Origin of the sequence: Nocardia sp. NPDC005978, from assembly GCF_040614455.1 — a bacterium.
Lineage (GTDB): Bacteria > Actinomycetota > Actinomycetes > Mycobacteriales > Mycobacteriaceae > Nocardia.
In genome coordinates this window covers 14065-34292 of record NZ_JBEXUS010000045.1, presented here as the reverse complement: position 1 = coordinate 34292, position 20228 = coordinate 14065, and the positions used below count along the sequence as shown (strand labels likewise).

Genomic DNA, 20228 nt, shown 5'->3' with positions numbered 1-20228 from the left:
CCACCGGCGCTCAGCGTAATGGGCGAGAACGGCGCGGTTGGTGGCGAGCACGTAAGCGTTCGGTTACCGCCGAGCACCCGACGAGAACTCGAAACGGGTGAAAACAACTGGAGAGTTGACTGCACGGGACGACCATCAGCGCCGCTGGTCTCCAGACACGTCCGGGCGCAGTCCGACGGAGGCGTTCGACGAAGGCCGCAATTCTTCGAAGGCCTGTTTTTTGTGAAGGCAGAGGCATGACGCAACTTCCCGGCCACAGGTCCCCCACCGGCGGTGCCGGCTATGGGCACGGACCCCGCGGGCTCTATGACCCGGCGAATGAACACGACGCCTGCGGCGTCGCATTCGTCGTCGACATGCACGGCCGTCGTAGCCGCGACATCGTCGACAAGGCTATTACCGCCCTGCTGAACCTGGAGCACCGTGGCGCCGCCGGCGCCGAACCCAACTCGGGTGACGGCGCGGGCATCCTGATCCAGCTTCCGGACAAGTTCTTCCGCGCGATCGTCGACTTCGACCTTCCCGCCGAGGGCTCGTACGCCTCCGGTATCGCATTCCTGCCGCAGGCACGCCGCGAGGCGGCCCGCGCCGGGTACGGCGTGGAGCGCATCGTGCGCGAGGAGGGCCTCGAGGTCCTGGGCTGGCGTGAGGTGCCGATCGACGAGTCGTCGCTGGGCGCGCTGTCCCGGGACGCCATGCCGACCTTCCGGCAGATCTTCATCGCCTCCCCGAAGGACGCCGCCGAGCAGCTCTCGGGCATGGACCTGGAGCGCCGGGCCTACGTCATCCGCAAGCGCATCGAGCACGAGCTCGGTAAGTCGGGCGCGGGCGAAGGCGCCACGGGCAAGGAATCGGTCTACTTCCCGAGCCTGTCCGGGCAGACCTTCTGCTACAAGGGCATGTTCACGACCCCGCAGCTGCGCGCGTTCTACCTGGACCTCCAGGACGACCGCGTCGAGTCCGCGCTGGGCATCGTGCACTCGCGCTTCTCCACCAACACCTTCCCGTCGTGGCCGCTGGCCCACCCCTTCCGGCGTGTCGCCCACAACGGTGAGATCAACACCGTGTCCGGCAACGAGAACTGGATGCGGGCCCGCGAGGCGCTGCTGAACTCGGACGCGTTCGGCCTCGACACCGAGGGCAACAACCGCCTCGAGAAGATCTTCCCCGTCTGTACGCCGGGGGCTTCGGACACCGCTCGTTTCGACGAGGTCCTGGAGCTCCTGCACCTGGGCGGCCGCAGCCTGCAGCACGCCGTGCTCATGATGATCCCCGAGGCGTGGGAACGGCACGAGTCCATGGACCCGGCCCAGCGCGCCTTCTACCGCTACCACTCGTTCCTGATGGAGCCGTGGGACGGCCCGGCCTCGGTGTGCTTCACCGACGGCACGGTCGTCGGCGCGGTGCTGGACCGCAACGGTCTGCGCCCCGGCCGCATCTGGGTGACCGAGGACGGCCTGGTCGTCATGGCCTCCGAGGTCGGCGTCCTGGACATCGATCCCGCCACCGTCGTGCAGAAGACCCGCCTCAAGCCGGGCCGCATGTTCCTGGTGGACACCGCCCAGGGCCGCATCATCAGCGACGACGAGGTCAAGTCGCAGCTGGCGAGCGAGCACCCGTACCAGGAGTGGCTCGACAACGGCCACACCAAGCTGTCCGATCTGCCGGACCGCCCGCACGTGCACATGTCGCACGACCGCGTGCTGATCCGCCAGCAGATCTTCGGATACACCACCGAGGAACTCAACATCCTCATGTCGCCGATGGCGCAGACCGGTGGTGAGGCGCTCGGTTCCATGGGCACCGACACCCCGATCGCGGTGCTCTCGGCGCGCCCGCGCCTGCTGTTCGATTACTTCTCGCAGCTGTTCGCGCAGGTCACCAACCCGCCGCTGGATGCCATCCGCGAAGAGGTCGTCACCTCGCTGCGCAGCATGGTCGGCCCCGAGGGCGATCTGCTGAACCCGGGCCCGGAATCCGCCGGTCAGATCACCCTGACCCAGCCGATCCTGGACAACGACGAACTGGCCAAGCTGGTCCACATCAACGACGACGGCTCGCACCCCGGGCTGCGTTCGGTGGTCGTGCACGGCCTGTACCCGGTCGCCGACGGCGGCGCGGGCCTGCGCAAGGCCATCGCGGCCGTGCAGCAGCAGGTCTCGACCGCCATCGACGGCGGCGCGCGGATCATCATTCTGTCCGACCGCGAGTCCAACGAGAAGCTGGCGCCGATCCCGTCGCTGCTGCTCACCGCGGCCGTGCATCACCACCTGGTCCGCGAGCGCACCCGCACCAAGGTCGGCCTGGTCGTGGAGGCCGGTGACGCCCGCGAGGTGCACCACATGGCCCTGCTGGTCGGCTTCGGCGCGGCCGCGATCAACCCGTACATGGCTTTCGAGTCGCTCGAGGACATGCTGGAGCGCGGCGCGCTGCAGATGCCCGGGAGCACCGGCGATATCGCCGAGGACTTCAAGAAGGCCGTCTACAACTACAACAAGGCCGCCGGCAAGGGCGTGCTCAAGGTGATGTCCAAGATGGGCATCTCCACCGTCGCCTCCTACCGGGGCGCGCAGCTGTTCCAGGTCATCGGCCTGTCGCAGGAGCTGGTGGACGAGTACTTCACCGGGCTGCGCTCGCCGCTGAACGGCATCGGCCTGGACGAGATCGCCGGTGAGGTCGCCGAGCGGCACAAGGTCGCGTTCCTGGAGAACCGCAACGAGCGCGCGCACCGCGAGCTCGAGGTCGGCGGCGAGTACCAGTGGCGGCGCGAGGGCGAGTACCACCTGTTCAACCCGGACACGGTGTTCAAGCTCCAGCACGCCACCCGCTCGGGCCAGTACAAGGTCTTCAAGGAGTACACCAAGCTCGTCGACGATCAGTCGGAGCGCCTGGCGTCCCTGCGCGGCCTGTTCAAGTTCAAGTCCAAGGGCCGCAACCCGATTCCGATCGAGGAAGTCGAGCCCGCGAGCGAGATCGTCAAGCGCTTCTCGACCGGCGCGATGAGCTACGGCTCCATCTCGGCCGAGGCGCACGAGACCCTCGCGGTGGCCATGAACCGCCTCGGCGGCCGCTCCAACTCCGGTGAGGGCGGCGAGCACCCGGCGCGCTTCGAGCCGGAGGAGAACGGCGACTGGCGCCGGTCCGCGATCAAGCAGGTGGCCTCGGGACGCTTCGGCGTGACCGCGCACTACCTGACCAACTGCACCGACATCCAGATCAAGATGGCGCAGGGCGCGAAGCCCGGTGAGGGCGGCCAGCTTCCGGCCCACAAGGTGTACCCGTGGGTCGCCGAGGTCCGGCACTCCACGCCCGGCGTGGGCCTGATCTCCCCGCCGCCGCACCACGACATCTACTCGATCGAGGATCTGGCGCAGCTGATCCACGACCTGAAGAACGCGAACCCGCAGGCGCGGATTCACGTGAAACTTGTCGCGGAGCCCGGCGTCGGCACCGTCGCCGCGGGTGTGTCCAAGGCGCACGCGGACGTGGTCCTGATCTCGGGTCACGACGGCGGCACCGGCGCGTCCCCGCTGACCTCGCTCAAGCACGCGGGCGGTCCCTGGGAGCTCGGCCTGGCCGAGACCCAGCAGACCCTGCTGCTGAACGGGCTGCGCGACCGCATCGTGGTGCAGGTCGACGGTCAGATGAAGACCGGCCGCGATGTCATGATCGCCGCCCTGCTGGGCGCCGAGGAGTACGGTTTCGCGACCGCTCCGCTGGTGGTCTCGGGCTGCATCATGATGCGCGTGTGCCACCTCGACACCTGCCCGGTCGGCGTCGCGACGCAGAATCCGATTCTGCGCGAGCGCTTCACCGGTAAGGCCGAGTACGTCGTGAACTTCATGATGTACATCGCCGAAGAGGTTCGTGAGCTGCTGGCTTCGCTGGGTCTGCGCAGCATCGACGAGGCCGTGGGCCGCGTCGACCTGCTCGACACCGCCGTGGCCAAGGCGCACTGGAAGGCCGCCAAGCTGGATCTGTCGCCCATCCTCGACGATGTCGAGACGGCGTTCATGCAGCAGGACCGCCGCAACACCAAGGGCCAGGACCACGGTCTGGACAAGGCCCTGGACATCCAGCTCATCGCGCAGTCCACCGACGCGCTCGAGCGCGGCAAGCCGGTCAAGTTCGACACCAAGATCACCAACGTGAACCGGACCGTCGGCACCATGCTCGGCCACGAGGTGACCAAGCTGTACGGCGGCGTCGGCCTGCCGGACGACACCATCGACATCACGTTCACCGGTTCCGCCGGTAACTCGTTCGGTGCGTTCGTCCCCGCCGGCATCACCCTGCGGGTGGTCGGCGACACCAACGACTACGTCGGCAAGGGCCTGTCGGGCGGCCGCATCATCGTGCGCCCGTCGCTGTCCGCGCCCGAGGCCTACGTCGCGGAGCAGAACATCATCGCGGGCAACGTGATCCTGTTCGGCGCCACCAGCGGCCAGGCCTTCATCCGCGGTGTCGCGGGCGAGCGCTTCAGCGTCCGCAACTCCGGCGCCACCGCCGTGGTCGAGGGCGTGGGCGATCACGCCTGCGAGTACATGACCGGCGGCAAGGTGGTCATCCTGGGCGAGACCGGCCGTAACTTCGGCGCGGGCATGTCCGGCGGCATCGCGTACATCTACAACCCGAACGGCACCTTCGAGGCCAACCTGAACACCGAACTGGTGGATCTGGAACAGCTTTCGGAGGAGGAGACCACCTGGCTGCGCGACACCATCGCCCAGCACCGGGACGAGACCGGTTCGGCCGTGGCGGAGCGCCTCGTCGCCGACTGGGCGGCGCAGGTCGGTCACTTCGTGAAGGTCATGCCGCGCGATTACAAGAAGGTTCTGCTGGCCATCTCGGAAGCCGAGAAGGCAGGTCGCGACGTCGACACCGCAATCATGGAGGCCGCTCGTGGCTGAGATTGCACGCACCGTGGTAGTTGTCGGGTGCGCCGAGGTCGGCGCGAAAATCGGAGTCGTAAATGGGTGACGCACAGGGCTTCCTGAAGCACACGAGTCGGGAACTGCCGAAGCGCCGTCCGGTTCCGCTGCGCTTGCTGGATTGGAAAGAGGTCTACGAGGAGAAGTTCTCCCACGAGACCCTGCAGAAGCAGGCCAGCCGCTGTATGGACTGCGGTATCCCCTTCTGCCACAACGGCTGTCCGCTCGGGAACCTGATTCCCGAATGGAACGACCTGGTCTACAAGGGTTCCTGGAAGGAATCGTTCGATCGGCTGCACGCCACGAACAACTTCCCGGAGTTCACCGGCCGGCTCTGCCCCGCGCCCTGCGAGGCGTCCTGTGTCCTGGGCATCAACCAGGATCCGGTGACGATCAAGCAGGTCGAGGTCGAGATCATCGAGAACGGTTTCGACGAGGGCTGGGTCACCCCGGTGTACCCGACCCGCCTGACCGGCAAGAAGATCGCCGTGGTCGGTTCCGGCCCCGCCGGTCTGGCCGCCGCGCAGCAGCTGACCCGGGCCGGGCACACCGTGACCGTGTTCGAGCGCGACGACCGCATCGGCGGCCTGATGCGCTACGGCATCCCGGAATTCAAGATGGAGAAGCGCTTCATCGATCGCCGCCTGGCGCAGATGGAGGCCGAGGGCACCGTCTTCAAGACCGGCGTGAACGTGGGCGTGGACATCTCCGCCGAGCAGCTGCGCGAGCAGTTCGACGCGGTGGTGCTGGCCGGCGGCGCGACGATCGCGCGCGATCTGCCGGTTCCGGGTCGCGACCTGGACGGCATCCACCAGGCCATGGAGTTCCTGCCGCTCGCGAACCGCGTGCAGCTGGGCGACGACGTCACCGACGAGGACGGCCTGCCGCGCATCAACGCGCGCGGCAAGAAGGTCATCATCATCGGCGGCGGCGACACCGGCGCGGACTGCCTGGGCACCTCGCACCGTCAGGGTGCGGCGTCGGTCCACCAGTTCGAGATCATGCCGCGTCCCCCCGAGGAGCGCGCCGGTTCGACCCCGTGGCCGACCTACCCGCTCATGTACCGGGTCGCCTCGGCGCACGAGGAGGGCGGCGAGCGCGTGTTCTCCGTCAACACCGAGCGTTTCATCGGTGCGGACGGCAAGGTCACCGGCCTGCAGGCGCACGAGGTCTCCATGGTGAACGGTCGTTTCGAGAAGGTCGAAGGCACCGACTTCACCCTCGAGGCCGATCTGGTGCTGCTGTCCATGGGCTTCGTCGGACCGCAGAAGCACGGTCTGCTCGAAGGTCTGGGCGTGGGCTACGACCAGCGCGGCAACGTGATGCGCGACGGCGAGTGGGCCACCACCGTCCCGGGCGTCTTCGCCGCCGGTGACATGGGCCGCGGTCAGTCGCTCATCGTGTGGGCCATCGCCGAGGGCCGTGCCTGCGCGTCCGCGGTGGACAAGTACCTCGAGGGCGAGACGGCGCTGCCGTCCCCGGTCCGCCCGACCGATGTCGCCCAGCGATAAGCGGTAATTCCGCCTCGACCCGAGAGCGCCCGTGGACTTCGAGTCCACGGGCGCTCTCGCGTTATCGGAAGGGTGATCCGGTCCGGCTCGAATTGCGATTCGATCACGCCGCCCGGCCATTATTGTGACTCGGCTCACATTCCAGTTACGGCTCGGCATACAGGTGAAATCGGACAACTTACGAAACACACGTGGCGTCGCTCGTAAGGCCCCTTTATTGTTATTCGCGGTGTGTTGTTGATCTCGGTCATGCGGTCGGGTTCGCACATCTCATACGGGGAGGTAACTGCGGTTAACCCCATATGCACCGGATGGACATCCGGCGACTTCACCATGATCGGGAATCGGGACGGAATCGGCGGTCCCGGGCGGCGCGAACTGGAGCAGAATGCGTGTGAAAAGAATAGTCGCGGCCGCGGGAGCGGCGGCGAGTGTGCTCATGTCGGGAATCGTGGTGGGCAGCGGTTCCGTTACGGCTGATCCGGGCTGCCCGGTCATGTACACCGTGGCCATTCCCGGCACCTGGGAAACCGGCCATGACAAGGAGCCCGGCCCCGGCATGCTGTCCGTGGTCACCAACGGGCTACCCGGCGACGTGGACTACGTGACCTACGCCGCCACCGCCTTCCCGTGGGAGGGCGACGTCTACGGCGCTTCCAAGAAGGAGGCGACCGACAAGGCCCGCGCGCTGGTCCAGAACATGGCCGGCCGCTGCGCCAACACCAAGATCTCGCTCACCGGCTACAGCCAGGGCGCCGACGCCGCCGGTGATCTCGCCGCCGAGATCGGCAGCGGGCTCGGCGTGGTGCGGCCCGAGCGCATCGGGGCCGTCGCCCTGATCTCGGATCCGCGCCGCTCGCCGACCGACGTGCAGGTGGGTCAGCCGGTGCCCGGCGCCGGCGCCGGCGGCGCTCGGGTCGGCGGCTTCGGCTGGATCGCGGACCGGGTGCGCACCGTGTGCGCCTCCGGCGACCTGTACTGCTCCACCGAGGAGAGCGACTTCATCAGCCGGTTCGCCGGATTCCTCGCCCAGACCTCGAATCCCAACCCCGCCAGCATCTGGCGGTACCAGCTCGAGGTCGGCGCGATCATCAACGATCTGATGGCCCAGGGCGGCATTCCCACCCTGCAGTCCCAGCTCAGCGAGGGCGCGAACGAGGCGCGGGTCAAGCAGTTCGAGCAGTTCTTCCGCACCGGACGGCACACCAGCTACGGCAGCTACGGCGTGGGCGGCGGCCAGACCGCGCTCACCTGGATGCACGGCTGGCTGGCCGGGGCCGCGTAAAGAACTCCGCCACACCGCTTTTCACGAGCGGGCTGTTCCAGGGCGCAACGCCGCGCCCGATCATGCGCAAGGCCGCTTCCCCGAACGGGGGAGCGGCCTTCGCCGTGTCCCGGATCAGCCGCGAGCGAGGCTGCGCGGCAGCAGATCCCAGACGTGCCCGTTCTCGTTCACCGTGGACACGGTGCGGCGGCCGGTGCGCGAGTAGAGGATTCGGGTGATCGAGCAGTAGTCGATTGGGAAGGTGAGCGGGCGTTCGAGCCCCAGTGCCTCCTGCAGCAGCACATTGATGACGCCGCCGTGCGCGAAGACGACCACGGTCTCGGTGTGCTCGGCCGCGGCGACGATGCCGTCCACGGCTGCCCGCACCCGGGCCACGAAGGCGTCGCCGTCGATCTGCTCGGGCAGGAACCCGGCCTTGATGCGGTCGTACACCTCGCGGAAGTCCTGCTGGGCGTCCTCGATGGGAATGTAGACCGGCAGCTCGCGATCGTATTCGGCCAGGCCGTCGAGGATCTCGACGTCGAGCCCCGCCTTCTCGGCGGTGGGCCGGGCGGTCTGCCGGGCGCGTAGCTGCGGGCTGCTCACCACGCGGGCGATGCGGTGCTGTGCCAGGGCCGCGGGCACCCGCCCCGCCTGCTCGACCCCGATCTCGGTGAGATCGGGGTCCGCCGGGCCGGACACCCCTTGGACGCGAAGCGGCTGGGCGTGGCGAACGAGGATCAACTGCACGGGGATCACTCTGCCGCACCGCGCGGGACGCGGCGTCGCGGGGGCCGAGCCGCTGTTACTGGCCCTTCTTCTTTTTCTGGGTGAGGAAGTAGACGATCGCCGCGATGGCGACGACGAGCCCGACGCAGCAGATGAGGCCGAAGATCAGTCCGCCGCTGCTCTTCTTCTTTTTCTTCGCGGCCAGTTCCAGCGCCGAGTTCCAGGTGTCGGGGCTGGCCCAGACGTGGTGGTCGAGCAGGCTGGCCTGGGTCATCAGGTCGAGGTAGTGCATCGGGAAACCCCATCTCATCGGTCGGTCACCCCCTCCCCGGGGCCAATCAAGGTTAGCTGGCCGTCCCGGTTCGAGGAGTCCACTGTGAATATGTCACCGCCGCCGAAACGTTTACACCGATCGTGATCTCGCCCGGAATCGGTCAGCTGGTACGGGGTTTCACCAGCGGGAAGGGCAGGGTCTCCCGAATGCTGCGACCGGTGAGCAGCATGACGACACGGTCGACGCCCACGCCGAGCCCGCCGGTCGGCGGCATGGCGTGTTCGAGGGCCTGCAGGAAGTCCTCGTCGAGTTCCATGGCCTCGGGATCGCCGCCCGCGGCGAGCATGGACTGCTCGGTGAGCCGGCGGCGCTGTTCCACCGGATCGGTCAATTCGCTGTAGGCGGTACCCAATTCGACGCCCCAGGCCACCAGGTCCCAGCGTTCGGTGACGCCCGCGATGTGCCGGTGCGAGCGGGTGAGCGGGGAGACCGAGGTGGGGAAGTCGATGTAGAACGTCGGCTCCTGGGTCTGCGACTCCACCAGGTGCTCGTACAGTTCGAGCACCAATTGCCCTACGTCCCAGCCCAATTGCCAGGCGATGCCGGTCTTGTCGCACAGCAGCCGCAGCCGTTCGGCGTCGGTCTCGGGGCCGATGGTCTCCCCGAGCGCCTCCGAGACCGCGCCGTGCACGGTCTTCACCGGCCATTCGCCCGAGATGTCCACCTCGATGATGTCGCCGTCCGGACCGGGCCGCAGCGCGACCGCCCGGCCGTTCGCGGCCGTCGCCGCGGCCTGGATGAGCTGTCGGCACACGTGCATCATGCGCTCGTAATCACTGTGCGCCTCATAGGCTTCCAGCACCGTGAACTCGGGGTTGTGGCTGAAGTCCACGCCCTCGTTGCGGAACACCCGGCCCAGTTCGAAGACCTTCTCCATACCGCCGACGCACAGTCGCTTGAGATACAGCTCGGGCGCGATGCGCAGGTACAGATCCAGGTCGTAGGCGTTGATGTGGGTGGTGAACGGGGTGGCGTTGGCGCCGCCGTGCACCTGCTGCAGCACCGGGGTCTCCACTTCCAGGAAGCCCCAGCCGTGCAGGGTGTCCCGCATGGACCGCACCACCGCGCTGCGCTTGGTCATCACCTCGCGGATGTCGGTGTTGATGGCCATGTCGACGTAGCGCTGGCGTACCCGCGCCTCGGGATCGGCCAGGCCCTTCCACTTGTCGGGCAGCGGATGCAGGCACTTGCCGATCATGCGCCAGTCGGCCGCGAGCAGCGACAGCTCGCCGTTGCGGCTGCGCCCGATCTGACCGCTGACCTCGATGAGGTCGCCGAGATCGAAGAATTCGTCGAACGCGGCGCTGCGCTCGGCACCGACCCGCCCGCGATCGATGACCAGCTGGATCTCCCCGGACCAGTCCCGCACCAGCGCGAAGGTGACCCCGCCGTAGTCGCGAATGCGCAGGAGCCGCCCGCACACTCGCACGGTGGTGCCCTGCGGGGAGCGGCGCGCGCCGGCGACGGTGTGGGTCGGGGGATAGGCCACCGGGTACGCGTCGATGCCCGCGTCGTTCAGCTTGGCGAGCTTGTCCATGCGCACCCGGACCTGTTCGGGGCGGCGCGGTCCGGTCTCGTCCCGGTCCTCCGGCGGCAGATCGGGCGCGCTGCCGTCCGCGTGCAGTCCGGTCATGGTGTCCGGGACCGAGGATCGGACGCCGGTGTGCGCGGAGGTGTTCGTCTCGATGCCGATGCGCGGCAGGAAGCCTTCGGCCAGCGCGCTGGCCAGCGCGACCCGGGGTAGCTGGCGGCGTTCCTCGAAGAGCGAGAAACGCGGCACCCAGTCCGGTTGGTACTTCACGTTGGACCGGTACAGCGCTTCGAGCTGGTACCAGCGCGAGAAGAACATCAGGATGCTGCGCCACAGGCGCAGCACCGGGCCCGCGCCGATCCGGCTGCCCTCTTCGAAGACGGCGCGGAAGACCGCGAAGTTCAACGAGATTCGGGTGATGCCGTACTGCTCGGAGCCCAGCGCCAGCTTGGAGATCATCAATTCCATGACGCCGTTGGGGCTCTGGCGGTCGCGGCGCATGAGATCGAGCGAGACGCCGGTGCGCCCCCACGGCACCAGCGACAGCATGCCGAGCACGCGCTCGTTCCGGTCGATGGCCTCGACCAGCAGGCAGTCCCCGTCCAGCGGGTCGCCGAGCCGGTCCAGGGCCATGGAGAAGCCGCGTTCGGTCTCGGTGTCGCGCCACGCCTCGGCGCGCCGCATGACCTCGCGCATCTCCTGCTCCGGGATCTCCCGGTGCCGCCGCACCCGGACGGTGACGCCCTGTTTGACGAGCCGGTTCACCGCCTGGCGGACCTGTTTCATCTCGGGCCCGGCCAGGGAGAACGTGCGGGTTTCGAGAATGGCCTCGTCGCCCAGGCGCAGCGCGGAGAGTCCGGCCCGGCGGTAGGCGGTCGCGCCGAGCTCGCTCGCGCCCATGACCGCGGGCGCCCAGCCGTACTGGTCGGCCAGCTGCAGCCAGGCGTCGATGGCGTGCGGCCAGGCTTCCTTCTTGCCGATGGGATCGCCCGAGGCCAGGCAGACGCCGAGTTCGACGCGATAGGTGACCGCGGCCTTGCCGCTGGGCGCGAAGACCACGGCCTTGTCCCGGCGGGTCGCGAAGTAGCCGAGCGAGTCCTCGACGTCGGAGCGTTCGAGCAGACCGCGCAGCGCGGATTCGTCCGTGCCGGTCAGGGCGTTGGCGGCGCGCTGGGAGCGGAACAGCACCGCGACCGCGGCCAGCAGCGCGACCGCGCCGAACAGCCCGAGCAGCAGGTTGATCAGATGGTTCGGTTTGCCGTTGAAGTCCTCGTTGCTGACGAGGATGGCTCCGGTGACCCGGGAGACGGCCCACAGCGGCCGCTGCACGCCGCCCTGCAGGCTGCCGGGGAACAGTTCCACCAGACCCCAGCCGACCATGCAGCCGAGCGCCAGGCCGCCGGCGAGCACCCCGAGCGCGCGCAGTACCGCGCCGCTCTGCACGCGGGTGTAGAACTCCGGCCAGGCGGCGATCAGCACGCCGATCACGCCGATGTGCACCAACAGGGCGATCAGTTCGTTGATATCTCGCTCTTGCGCGAAGCCGAGACCGTTCGCGAGCGCGAAAATCCCCATGTAGCCGACCAGTAGCCACCAGGCGATGCGCTTGCGGCTGGCGGTCGCGCCGGCGAGCAGGCCGACGAACACCGCCCAGACCAGCGAGGTGTCGGGCGCGTCGAAATAGTAGGTGTCGACGTAGTGCCGCAGGCCCGAGGTCAGATAGCGCAGTGCGGGCGAAACGCTCCACAGCGCGCAGAAGGCCGCGAAAACGCCCAGAATCAGCCCGGCGACGTGCGGAACCTCGCCCAGGCGGCCGTGCCCGCGATGCGGTACCTCCGGCGACCGGCCGGTTGCTCTGTGGTCGGTGTCGTGGTGCTGCCGGTCCTGCGTCGAAGTCACCGCACCAGTGTGTCTCTTGTTTTCGCCCATGTGCACTCAGCACCCGCCTCGTGTCGGGGTGAGACAGCTTACCGGCAGGTTGCCGGACCCGTATTTGTTCTGCCGCGCGGCACGGGTGAGGATGTATCCATGTCGGATCCCGTCGATGTGCCGATCGAAGACGATGTCATCCGTCTCGGCCAATTCCTGAAGCTGGCGAACCTCATCGATTCCGGCGCCGAGGCCAAGACGGTCATCGCCGAGGGCCTGGTTCGCGTCAACGACGAGGTCGAACTCCGCCGCGGCCGCCAGCTCCGCGACGGCGACGTGGTTCATCTCGCGGGCCATCAGGCCCGCGTCACCGCCCGCTGAATCCCGGGCGTGTCCTTCGGCCCGGGTCCAGGGGCGGCGGGGCGCCGGCGGCGTGAGCCCCGGGGAGCTCAGTCCTCGGCGCGGACGACGACCCCGTCGGAATCGCTGTAGAGCATGTCGCCGGGGGTGAAGGTGATGCCCCCGAACTCCACCTCCACGTCCTTCTCGCCGGATCCGGTCTGGGTGCTCTTGCGCGGGTTGGTGCCCAGCGCCTTGACCCCGATGTCCAGGGTGCGCAGGATCGCCGAGTCCCGGACCGCGCCGTTGACGACCACGCCGGACCAGCCGTTGTCCACGCCGCGCCCGGCGATGATGTCGCCGACCAGGGCGGTGTGCACGCTCGCGCCGCCGTCCACGACCAGCACGCGGCCGTCGCCGGGCTCGCCGAGGGTCTGCTTGACCAGGAGGTTGTCCTGGAAGCAGCGGATGGTCACGATGCGCCCGGCGAAGGCCTCACGCCCGCCGAACTGGATGAACTGGGTGTCGCAGCTGCGGATGCCGGGGCCGATCTCGTCGGCCAGGTCCGCGGTGGCCACCACGCTCTTGTCGGATGCACTGTTCGATTGGGTCACTCGATCATCTTGGCAGGGTGAAACGCGTAGGTCGCGTGTGCGGGTCCCCGGTGTGACGACGATCCCGTCGCCGATCGCGGCCGGACATATTCGGCTTTCCGCGAACCTGTGGCGAGCGCATACTTGACACAGTGGCGCCCACCGGAGGGAGGACCGGTAGCCATGGTTCGTATGGAGGGTGAACGGCTCGACGCGGCAATCGAATCCGATGCCGTGGGTGCGGCGCGTTCCTTGCTGGCGGCGGTGGCCGCGCGTTTCGCCGCGGCCTGGGAGGCGCACGGCACGCCCCCGGAGCTGGGGGAGTACCTGCCCGACGCGCCGGAGTTCCGGCGGCTGTGCCTGATCGAACTGATCAAGGTCGATCTCGAGTACCGCTGGATTCGCTACGACTTCCCCAAACGCCTGGCCGACTATCGCGCCGAATACGACGAATTGCGGTACGGCCCGCTGCCGCCGGATCTGGCGTACGAGGAGTTTCACGCGCTGCGCCGCTCCGGCCGCCCGGTCGACCACAGCGGTTTCCCGACCGAATCCGCGGGCACCGAGATCGCCTGGGGCGAGCGCGACTATCGCAGCACCTGGATCTCGCGCCCGGTGGCCCGCCAGTCCCTGGACGGCATCGAGGTCGGCGACCGGGTCGACGATTTCGATCTGCTGGTGGAATTGGGCGCGGGCGCGTTCGCCCGTGTCTTCCTGGCGCGCCAGCGTTCCATGCAGCGCCTGGTCGCGGTGAAGGTGTCGCAGAATCACGGCACCGAATCCGAGACCCTGGCCCAGCTCGATCACGAGAACATCGTGCGCGTCTTCGATCAGCGGCTGATGGTCGAGCGCGAACTCAAACTCATGTACATGCAGTACCTGCCCGGCGGCACGCTGTCCAAGGTGCTGAGCCTGGTGCGCGAGCGCCCGGTCGCCGAGCGCGACGGCCGGGTGCTGCTGGACGCGGTCGACACGGCCATGCGCGACAAAGGCGGTCTGGCCCCGAGCGAATCGCTCACCCGCGCCGCCGTCGCCGCCATGTCCTGGCCCGAGACGGTGGCCTGGCTGGGCAGCCGCCTGGCCCGCGCGCTGGACTACGCCGCGGACAACGGTGTGCTGCACCGGGACATCAAGCCCGCGAACGTCCTGCTCACCGCGGACGGGGTGCCCAAGCTCGCGGATTTCAACATCAGTTTCAGCCTGCACGTGGCGGGCGCGAGCCCGCTGGCGTATTTCGGCGGATCACTCGCGTACATGTCGCCCGAGCAGCTGGCCGCCTGTCACCCGCAGCTGCCGGACAGCGCCGAGGATCTGGACGGGCGCAGCGACATCTTCGCGCTCGGGGTGGTGCTGTGGGAATTGCTCACCGGCGAAAGACCTTTCGACGACGAGACGCGCGCTGGGGATTCGGAGTCCTCGCTCGAGCGGATGCTGCGCCTGCGCAGGCACGAGCTGGATCGGTCGCGCCTGGACGAGCTGCCCCCGGACTGCCCGCCGACGCTGCGCCGCGTCCTGCTGAAATGTCTCGCCCCGCGGCGTGAGGACCGCTGGCGCACCGGCGCCGCCCTGGCCCAGCAGCTGGACCTGTGCCTGGATCAGCGTGCCCGCGATCTGGTGGACCCGCCGCGAAACAGCCTGCGCGCCAAGGTCGGACCGTGGTCGCTGCTGCTGCTGGTCACCGCGGCCAGCTTCGTCGGCGACTTCCTCGGCATGCTGTACGCGAACCTGCACAACGGCCCGCTCTGGAATCTGTGGTTCTCCGCCGCCGAGCAGTCCAGGCTGCAGGCCGTCGGCGCGGGTCTGGCGCTGTGCACCACCCCCGCGGCCATCATCGTCACCAATTATCTGTGCCGCCGGGCCTTCATCGTGTGGCGCGGGCTGCGCCGGGGCCGCGCCTACGATCCGGACGAGCTGGCCGCCGCGCGCCGCGACACGCTGATCAACGGTGATCGCGTCGCCGGCATCGCCTTCCTGTGGTGGGTGATCTCGGCGATCGTGGCCGCCGTCTCGCTGATCGTGTTCACCGATCTGCCCGCCGGCCCGCTGGTGAATCTGACGGCGACGCTGCTGGTTTCGGGTGTGATCGCGGTGGCGTACCCGTTCTTCCTGGTGACGTTCTTCGTGGTCCGCTGCTTCTATCCGCGCCTGCTCACGCACGGTGAGACGGCCTCGGATCAGGACGCGCTGCGGGCGCTGGGGCGGCGGTGCACCCGCTATCTCGCGGTGGCGGGCGCGATTCCGCTGATCGGCGTGGTCACCAGTCTGCTGTTCCTGACCCCGCACGAGGTGTCGCTGGTCATCGGGCCGATCAAATGGCTGTGCCTGGCGGGCGTGCTCGGATTCCTGGGCGACTATTGGCTTTTCCGGCAATTGGAGGCGGATCTGCGGGCCTTCGAACGCGCGGTCAGTTCAGGAGCATCAGCACGAACAGAATGATCCAGAACGCGCCGACCGCGATGCCGGCGACGGCGAAACCCTTGTCCTCGCGCTGGGCGTCCACGCTCAATGCCGCCGCGCCCAGCGCGATCGCGGGAATGGCGGTGATGCCGCAGATGAATCCGAATATGCCGAGCACGAACGCGGTGAGCCCCATGCCGTTCCAGCGCGCGGCCTGGGTGAGGGAATAGCCACCCGGCCGATTCCCGAAGGGTTGATAGGTCACGGGATTGACGTACATCGGCGCCGGGGCCGGTCGCGGCACCGGCAGGTGCACCAGCACCGCGTGCAGATCGCCGAAGGTCCGGGCGTTGAGCGCCAGCCCTATTCGGTCGGAGAGTTCCTGGGCATTGATGCGACCGTCCTGGAAACAGGTCTTCAGGGTGTCGATCGCGCGTTCCCGATCGGCGTCGCCCGCCAGATAGCGCGGGTCCGTCCAATGAGGTTGCATGGCGTGCTCCAACGAAGCCGAAGCGGTGAAACTCTCTCCCCCCGAGCGTATTCCTCGGCGCGGGCTCGACGCGGGAATCGAGACCGGAAGCACAGGAACTCTTCAGCCTCGCCCGTGCCGCGCCGGAAGACGTACAGCGGGGTGATCCGGGCGAGCCGGGGCCGGAAGCGCTCCGGGCGGGGGTCGGCGGCTCTGACGACCCCGGGTGGTCAGGCGGAGGTGCGAGCGGAGTGGAATTCGGCGACCTGGGTCACCAGATTCTTGGTGGAGCTCTTCACCGCGAGCTTCACGAACGGCTCGATGGTCTTGCCGAGCAATTTGCCCGCGATGCCGCCGGGCACCCGGTAATCGACGATGGCGTCGATGGTGCACGACTCATCGCCCTTGGCCTGGAAAAGGAAGGTGGATTCGATCTCGAAGCCCCTGATGGATTTCACGCCGATGGCGAATCCGGGTTCGTGGCGCACGATTTCGATGGTCGAATGCAGGGTGACCGGGCCGAGTGAGATGGTGCCGTCGAAGGTGGCCCCGACGCCTTCGGTCTGTTCGGTCAGCGGGGTGAAGGCGCTGATCTCATTGATGAACCGGGGCAGATGCCGGTAGTCGTTGACGTAGGAATAGGCGGATTCGGCCGAGGCGGCGCAGTCCGCGACGATCTTGACAGCTGTCATGTAATCGACAGTAACGTGTTCTAATTCTGTTCGCAGATGATGAGGTGAGGGACACATTCACCCGAATCGGCCGGTACTCACGCGGTCACTGCCAGGGTGGCGGCCACGCCGAACACTACCGCCATCAGCAGCACCTCGGCAATCGCCCGGCGCAGCGAGGACTCCGCGTCCATGCGGTGGTCGCCGGCCACCGGCACCCAGGTCCGCCGCCACCACCAGCCCAGCGCCAGCAGCGCCAGCAGCAACGCCGTCTTGGCCAGCAGGATGCGCCCGTACCCGGTCGTCGCCAGCTCTGCCACGCCGCCGACCCGGACCAGACCGTTCACCAGCCCGGTCAGCGCCACCGTCACCGCCAGCGGCAGCGCCCAGCGCGAATACCGCGGCAGCAGATTCGCCCATTCCCCCCGCGTGCGCACGGTCAACGCCAGGGCCAGCAACACCCCGAGCCAGGCCGCGGCCGCCAGCGCGTGCACCGCGCCCAGCACCGACCCGAACGCCTGCTGCGACATGTGCCCGGTGATGGGCCGCAGCGCCAGCGTCACCGCGGTGAACACCAGCACCAGATCCGCGGTCGCGCGGTCGGGACTGCGAAAACCGAAGGCGCTGTACGCCGCGACCGCGCCGCAGCCCAGCAGGATCGCGATGCCGATCTGCCCGCCGCTGACCGTGGTGAGGTACTCGCCGAACTGGTTCGCGCCCAGTTCGGTCACGGGCAGGCCCATCACCTCGGCGGATTCCATGGCGAGCATGGCGAATTCCATGGCCGCCCACACCGCGGCGGCGATCGCGAGCAACCGCCACGGCGGCGACAGCCGCTCGGAAAGCCTTGGCAGCGCGGCCGCTCCCAGCACGGTCGCGCCCGCGCAGTCGGCGAGCACCCGGGCCGGGGCCTCGGGCTGCACCGGATCCCCGGCCGCGAGCAGCCACGCCGCGCCCGCCCCGGCCAGGCCGAGCGGGACGATCAGCAGCAGCAACCAGCGCAATCGGCTACCGCCGCTGTACGTTCCGCTCATTCGGGGTCCCGGGCGAGGATCGGTGCGGGGTCGAACCGGTTCACGAACGCCGCTTGCTCCGGCCGCCCAGCAGGGCGAAGGCCAGGCCGCCGCCGAACAGCACCACCGCGCCCACGATGAACACCCACAGCGGCACGCCGCCGTCGTCCCCGTTCGAGGAACCGGCGGCGCCGGCCTTCGCACCGGGTGTGCCGTTGCCGGCCTTGGTCAGGGTGAAAGTGCGCTTGTCCTTCACCGCGTGCCCGTCGGCCGAGGTGACACGGTAGGCGATGGTGTACACGCCCGCCGGGCCCAGTTCGCCGACCTCGATGCTCACCGTGGAGCCCTCGACCTTGGGATCGCCCTTGGACCAGAGATTGCCGTCCGGGCCGGTCACCGTCATCGACGGGTAGCTCGGCTGGAGTTCCTCGTTGAAGGTGACGCTGACCCGCGCGGGCGAGGTGTCGATCTGCGCGCCGTTCTCCGGGCTGGAGCCGATGGCGGCCGAATGCGCGTTCGCCGTGCCCGCGCCCAGCAGGGCGAAACCGGTCAGCAGCAGGCCGGTCAGGACACCGGCGAGGATCCTGCGGCTCATGCGCTGCGCCCCCGGATCACGGCGCCCAGGCCCAGGGCCGCGCCGAGCGCGCCCAGGGCCAGGCCGAGGCCGCCGAGCCAGCGGGCGGTGTCGTCGGTGGCCTCGGGGGCGGCCGGGGCGTCGGCGCTGTCGTGGCCGTCGCCCGAGCTCGCCGCGAGCTGCACGGCCGGGGCGGGATGCTCGGGCTCGCTGCCGTCGGCGTTCTCCTGCTGATCCCACTTCACGACCTTGCCGTCGCTGTAGGTCTGGGTCGCGGCGAAGCTCAGGGTCTCCTGCTTCGGGAGCGGGCCCAGCGAGATGACGAAGCGCTGGAACTGGCCCGGGGCCACGCCGGCGTTGCCGGGTTCGACGGCCCAGGTGACCGAGACGGCCTCGCCCTTGTCGTTGCGGTCGACCTTCTCGGACCAGCCCGCGAGGGGTTCGGTGCGGACGCTCTTCAAATTCGGTACTGCCACGGTGAGTTTGGTGGTGGACGCGGTGTCGGATTCGGTGGGCACCTTGAAGGTGGCGACCGTGTATCCGCCCTGGGCCGCGCCGGGGGCGTCGACGGTGACGTGTGCGGACGCGATGCCCGCGCCGAACAGGGTGATGCCCGCGGCGGCTACGGTCGCGGTGCCGAGCGCACGCGAAAGCGAGGTATGCATGGGTGATATGCCTTCTCTGACAAAGGGATTACGGGGTGTGGGAGAGGTTCACGCCGTAATCGGTGGCGCGCGCGGCGCACCCGCGCCGGAACGGCGCGCGTCCCGGACCGTCGCGGCCGTGCGCGCCCAGCGCCCGCCCGCCGCCACCGGCGCCGAATGCGGCCGGGACAGGACGGCACGCACCGCTCGGGAGACGAACCCGTACAGCCGCTCCGCGAGCAGCAGCAGGGCCGCGAACACCACGGTCGCGAGCGCGTGCGCCGCCGCCATCGACCCGTCGGTCACCAATTCCCTTGCGGGCGAACCGTGTCCGCTGTGTGCGAGCCCGCTCAACGCCACATGGCCCACCGGCTGGCCGAGCGCCATGAGCGCCACCAGCGCGCCGGGGGAGCGCAGCGTCGCCGCCAGCGCCCCGATCGCCGCGGCGGCCGCGATCAGCAGGGTGAGCCCGGCCGAACCGGGTATGCCGCCGCCCGCGATACCGTGCGCGGCGACCGCCAGCACCGCCACGGCGCCGCCCGCTACGACACCGCGCCCGAATCGGCTGTCCGCGCGCTGTTCTCGCACCCCGTGCGTGCCGGTTCCGGCACAGCCGCCGACCCCGCCGGGGAGGTGACCCCGGTGGCGGAGGCGTCGGCGGCGCACGGGAACCGGCTCAGTTCACGCCGAGCCGGGCGAGCACGTCGGTCTCGATGCCCGCGAGCTCGTTCGAGATAGAGGCGTGCACCGCGCGCCGGCGCTGCACCGGCATCTGGTCGGAGGTGCGGATCGCGGCGGACAGGCTCTCCAGCCGGTCGCGCACGTCGGCCACGAACTTCCCGTTGTCCTGCGGGTTCTTCTTCTCGATCTCGGCCAGCGTCGATTCCACGTTGGCCACCCGCGCCTGCAGGCGCGCGCCCGGGCCCGAGAACTCACCGAGCTGGTTCACCCCGACCCCGAGCTGTGCGGCCCGGCGGGTGTCGAGCTGCCCGCGCACGAAGGTCGCGCCCCGGTAGGCGAGCGGCGCGAGCACCGGCACCAGGATCCGCGCCACGCCCAGGTACTTGCGCACCTGCGCGGCGCTGAAGAGCTCGCGATCGGCCCGGGCGGCCACCTTCAGCGCGGCCTTCTCCTCGGCCTGCAACTTGGCGATCTCCGCCTTGGCGACCTTGGCCTGCGTGCGCGCCTCGTTCCGGTTGCGCTTGCGCTCGTTCCGCGCACCGAGCTTGGCCTCCATACCGGCCTTGTGCTTCAGCGCCTTGGCTTCGGCCCGCCGGCTGACCTTCTTCTTCCGCTTGGTGAACAACCCCATAGATGGCCTCCGTCATGCTGGTTCGCCATGGCAGCACAGGGCCGGGG

16 protein-coding genes are annotated in these 20228 nt (G+C 68.9%); 5 read left to right on the top strand and 11 right to left on the bottom strand.

All coding sequences use genetic code 11. The features are described 5' to 3' along the window. Window positions 1-236: 236 nt before the first annotated feature. The 3 genes from gltB to ABZ319_RS21270 all read left to right on the top strand — a co-directional run bounded on the left by gltB (window position 237) and on the right by ABZ319_RS21270 (window position 7727). Complete coding sequence (gene gltB / locus ABZ319_RS21280) at window positions 237-4910, top strand: glutamate synthase large subunit (protein ID WP_354988184.1); 4674 nt, start codon at window positions 237-239, stop codon at window positions 4908-4910. A gap of 62 nt (window positions 4911-4972) precedes the next feature. Continuing rightward, a complete protein-coding gene (locus ABZ319_RS21275) occupies window positions 4973-6442 on the top strand; it encodes a glutamate synthase subunit beta (protein ID WP_354988183.1) in 1470 nt (489 codons plus the stop codon). A gap of 388 nt (window positions 6443-6830) precedes the next feature. Beyond that, entirely contained in the window at window positions 6831-7727 is an 897-nt protein-coding gene (locus ABZ319_RS21270; protein WP_354988182.1) for a cutinase family protein, read from the top strand. A 114-nt stretch (window positions 7728-7841) separates the two neighbouring features. On the opposite strand, the gene ABZ319_RS21265 is transcribed toward ABZ319_RS21270, so the two are convergent. From ABZ319_RS21265 to lysX, 3 genes are all read right to left on the bottom strand, one after another. Then, on the bottom strand, window positions 7842-8456 hold the full coding sequence (locus ABZ319_RS21265) for a histidine phosphatase family protein (RefSeq protein WP_354988181.1): 615 nt from the start codon (window positions 8454-8456) through the stop codon (window positions 7842-7844). Window positions 8457-8511: 55 nt separating this feature from the next. Further along, on the bottom strand, window positions 8512-8745 hold the full coding sequence (locus ABZ319_RS21260) for a hypothetical protein (protein ID WP_354988180.1): 234 nt from the start codon (window positions 8743-8745) through the stop codon (window positions 8512-8514). Between the two features lie 124 nt (window positions 8746-8869). Then, window positions 8870-12109: a bifunctional lysylphosphatidylglycerol synthetase/lysine--tRNA ligase LysX gene (lysX, locus tag ABZ319_RS21255; protein WP_354988210.1), complete on the bottom strand. Its 3240-nt coding sequence runs from the start codon at window positions 12107-12109 to the stop codon at window positions 8870-8872. 219 nt (window positions 12110-12328) lie between these two features. On the opposite strand from lysX, the gene ABZ319_RS21250 reads away from it, so the two are divergent. Beyond that, window positions 12329-12550 (top strand): RNA-binding S4 domain-containing protein, encoded by a 222-nt coding sequence (locus ABZ319_RS21250; protein WP_354988179.1) that lies wholly within the window; start codon window positions 12329-12331, stop codon window positions 12548-12550. 68 nt (window positions 12551-12618) lie between these two features. Here ABZ319_RS21250 and rraA read toward each other — a convergent pair whose 3' ends face one another. Next, window positions 12619-13122, bottom strand: coding sequence for a ribonuclease E activity regulator RraA (rraA, locus tag ABZ319_RS21245; RefSeq protein WP_354988178.1), 504 nt, complete (start codon window positions 13120-13122; stop codon window positions 12619-12621). Between the two features lie 162 nt (window positions 13123-13284). On the opposite strand from rraA, the gene ABZ319_RS21240 reads away from it, so the two are divergent. Further along, the gene (locus ABZ319_RS21240) at window positions 13285-15537 is read left to right on the top strand and encodes a serine/threonine-protein kinase (protein WP_354988177.1); all 2253 of its coding nucleotides are present in this window, start codon (window positions 13285-13287) and stop codon (window positions 15535-15537) included. On the opposite strand, the gene ABZ319_RS21235 is transcribed toward ABZ319_RS21240, so the two are convergent. The 7 genes from ABZ319_RS21235 to ABZ319_RS21205 form a co-directional block, all read right to left on the bottom strand. Further along, complete coding sequence (locus ABZ319_RS21235) at window positions 15506-15988, bottom strand: DUF1707 and DUF4190 domain-containing protein (protein WP_354988176.1); 483 nt, start codon at window positions 15986-15988, stop codon at window positions 15506-15508. The genes ABZ319_RS21240 and ABZ319_RS21235 overlap by 32 nt on opposite strands. Window positions 15989-16197: 209 nt before the next feature. Further along, window positions 16198-16659: an SRPBCC family protein gene (locus tag ABZ319_RS21230; protein WP_354988175.1), complete on the bottom strand. Its 462-nt coding sequence runs from the start codon at window positions 16657-16659 to the stop codon at window positions 16198-16200. 77 nt (window positions 16660-16736) lie between these two features. After that, a complete protein-coding gene (locus ABZ319_RS21225) occupies window positions 16737-17672 on the bottom strand; it encodes a CopD family protein (protein WP_354988174.1) in 936 nt (311 codons plus the stop codon). A 40-nt stretch (window positions 17673-17712) separates the two neighbouring features. Continuing rightward, window positions 17713-18246, bottom strand: coding sequence for a copper resistance CopC family protein (locus ABZ319_RS21220; protein WP_354988173.1), 534 nt, complete (start codon window positions 18244-18246; stop codon window positions 17713-17715). Continuing rightward, the gene (locus ABZ319_RS21215; RefSeq protein WP_354988172.1) at window positions 18243-18890 is read right to left on the bottom strand and encodes a YcnI family protein; all 648 of its coding nucleotides are present in this window, start codon (window positions 18888-18890) and stop codon (window positions 18243-18245) included. Before ABZ319_RS21215 ends, ABZ319_RS21220 begins: the two co-directional genes overlap by 4 nt. 48 nt (window positions 18891-18938) lie before the next feature. Further along, the gene (locus tag ABZ319_RS21210; protein ID WP_354988171.1) at window positions 18939-19457 is read right to left on the bottom strand and encodes a hypothetical protein; all 519 of its coding nucleotides are present in this window, start codon (window positions 19455-19457) and stop codon (window positions 18939-18941) included. A gap of 88 nt (window positions 19458-19545) precedes the next feature. Then, complete coding sequence (locus tag ABZ319_RS21205; protein WP_354988170.1) at window positions 19546-20181, bottom strand: DUF6474 family protein; 636 nt, start codon at window positions 20179-20181, stop codon at window positions 19546-19548. Window positions 20182-20228: the final 47 nt, after the last annotated feature.